1 protein-coding gene and 1 pseudogene are annotated in these 3,136 nt (G+C 42.0%); both read left to right on the forward strand.

Annotated elements, in window-relative coordinates; all coding sequences use genetic code 11:
- Nucleotides 1-143: 143 nt before the first annotated feature.
- Entirely contained in the window at nucleotides 144-1,208 is a 1,065-nt protein-coding gene (locus FO442_RS18620) for a PorV/PorQ family protein (protein WP_144334726.1), read from the forward strand.
- 299 nt (nucleotides 1,209-1,507) lie between these two features.
- Nucleotides 1,508-3,136: pseudogene (locus FO442_RS18625) on the forward strand (T9SS type A sorting domain-containing protein); the annotation flags it as partial.

Consider the following 3,136-nt stretch of genomic DNA (forward strand, 5'->3'; position numbering starts at 1 on the left):
ACAATTGGGGTTCCGATTGCAAGTGGTGTCTATTTGATCCACGTAGAAGTTCCGGGAGTTGGTGAGCGTATTGTGAAGTTCTTCGGAGGAATGCGCCAGGTCGATCTGGAAACAATTTAATTCATTCTGTTAAGTAAAAACGTATGAAATCGATTAATAAAATTATAAGATATACAGCAATAGCTGGGGTAGTGATGAGCTACTCCAGTGCATTCGCTGGGAATGAAGATCGTGTTGGGTCTGCGGGTGCAACGGAGTTATTGATGAATCCATGGGCCAGAAGTATTGGTATCGGAGACGCAGGTATATCCCATGTCAATGGATTAGAAGCTACTTTCACCAATATCGCAGGTTTGGCATTTACGGATAAAACACAGATTAAGTTCAACCGTACAAACTGGATGGGAAATGCTGGGATTGCTTTGAACTCTGCGGGAATCGCTCAGCGAATTACTCCTTCAACAGTGATTGCAGTTTCTGTTCAGTCCATGAACTTTGGAGATATTGATAAGACAACGGTAGATTTACCTGAGCCTACTCAAGGAACATTTTCCCCTCGTATGAATGTGTTTAACGTTGGTTTTGCACATAGCTTCTCATCAAGCATTTACGGAGGTGTAAACTTCAAAGTAATTTCTGAAAGTATTTCTAACTTAAAAGCAAATGGTATTGCTTTTGATGCAGGTATCCGATACGTTACCGGTGAACAAGACCAAATTAAATTTGGGATTGCTCTTAAGAATGTAGGTCCTGTGATGAAATACAAAGGAGACGGTTTATCCGATCAGGTGAATTACCTGACAAACGGTAACCTTGCTACTTTGGAACAGCGATCTGCAACCTTTGAATTACCTTCTTTGTTGAATATCGGTGGGTCTTACGACTTCAATTTTAACGAGAAGAATAAATTAATTGTTGCTGCTGCATTTACAGCAAACTCTTTCCAAAAAGATCAATACCGTTTAGGTTTGGATTACGGATTGACAATTAACAAAGCTGCATTTAATATTCGTGCGGGATATGTTGTTGAGAAAGGAATTTTCAAAACAGAGAACCGTTCGAATGCATTAACTGGTTTTACAGCCGGTTTCTCTGCTGACGCTTTAGTTGGTAAAAAGAAATCTGCTTTAGGATTGGAATATGCTATGAGAATGGCTGGCCAGTTTGGAATCATCCATACATTTGGTGCTACGATCAGCTTGAAATAAGATTGTTGACTTTCTGAAAAGAAAATAAAACACTTCAAGAGTCCGCCCATGGCGGACTCTTTTTTTGTCCTTTTTTTAGCGGGAAAGCAGGTAATCAACTGGTTATTTACCGCTTTTTACATCAAGATATGTGAAGTTGACATTTCAGTTGGATTTAGTGATAATCCGCTTAAAATCACCAACCATTTTTCTGGGCAGCACGTTTTAACTTGTAATCCAAACAGGAAACTACCGATTCATTATCAGTTTACCGGGGGCTGTAATTAGTAGAAGCAAGTTTGATTTCTAAAAAACAAGTTATGAGACGAAAAATGAACTACTTATCATTCGTAGTCATGATGTGTTTTGTTGGTCAAGCCAATGCATACAATCATGAGCACGAAAAAACCGGGAAACAAAGCGGTAAACCGAAACCTACGGCAACGACAAAGGCTGCAAATTGTGCACCTGCAAACTACCGTAAAACGATGGACTTTAATGATGTTAGTTGTCAGTTGGAAACAGGAGGATTATTATTCCTGGATCGCGCGAACGGACTAGCAACCTATACCGTTCCAAAAAAGAAAGGAAGTGAAACCGTTGTAACAACTATCTATGCCGGAGCATTGTGGATGGGAGGAGTTGATACGAATGGTTTGCTGAAAATAGCAGCCGTAAAGTTTCGCGAAGGAAACGATTTCTGGCCTGGCCCCTTAAGTGTGGATTTCGGATCGGGAAATTTTGATCCGTCCATTCCGCAGGGCGATAATACGAAACGCGATTATGGTGCAGGAACAATTGACCCGGATCAGTGTTTGTTGTATGACAACATTTTCACAATTACCAAAGCAGGTGTCGTTCAATTTATTACCTGGATGGAATGTACAACAGGCGACTGTCCTCAGCCATCGAATGAAACAATGGCCCAAATCAATGCATGGCCGGGTAACGGAGATGTAGGTCGTGGACAAGATCAATTCCTGGCACCATTTCACGACAACGATAACGATATGTTCTACGAACCGGAGGATGGAGATTACCCTTGGTATGATGATATCTTAGGACGCAATGAAGTTCAATGTGGAGTAGACAGACGTGTAACATTATTTGGTGACATTACCAACTGGTGGGTATTCAACGATAAAGGAAATATTCATACAGAATCCCAGGGAGATCCTATCGGAATGGAAATCCACGCGCAGGCATTTGCTTTTGCAACGGATGACGAGATCAACAAAATGACGTTCTATAACTACGAATTGATCAACCGGGGAAATCAGACATTATTCAATACGTACTTCTCTCAGTACATCGATGCGGATTTAGGGAATTACAACGATGACTATGCAGGATGTGATGTTACACGTGGATTGAGTTACATGTATAACGGGGACTTGAATGATGAACCAAATTCGGGACGACCGGGATTCGGACAGAATCCGCCGGCAATCGGAGTTGACTTCTTTGAAGGGCCTTACCAGGATGTTGATGGACTAGATAACCCTGGGCCGGTTTTTGACTCTGTCACAAAAAAATGGAACATTCCAGAAGTTGCAGATGCGATTGCTAACAAGGGAATTGTTTACAAAGGTCTGGGGATCGGTTATGGAGATACGATCCCCGATAATGAGCGTTACGGGATGCGTAACTTTACGATTTATACAGGACAAAATGCACCAACCGGGCAAGCGGATCCGGAATCATCTACTCAATTCTATAATTACATGCGGGGATTGTGGCAGTTTGGAGATCAGTTGTACTATGGTGGAACAGGATTTCCTGGAGCACCTTGTGTAACGAGCATTCCGACCAATTATATGTTCCCGGCAAATTCAGATACGTTGCATTGGGCAACTGCAGGTGTTAATCCTGGATTTGACTGGTCGGAATTCGAACCTTGTGGATCAGGATCTACTTCAAACCCTTCCGGTGACCGCCGTTTCGTGCAA

The sequence above is a fragment of the Fluviicola chungangensis genome (genome assembly GCF_007558725.1).
In the GTDB taxonomy this organism is placed as follows: Bacteria; Bacteroidota; Bacteroidia; order Flavobacteriales_D; family Crocinitomicaceae; genus Fluviicola; species Fluviicola chungangensis.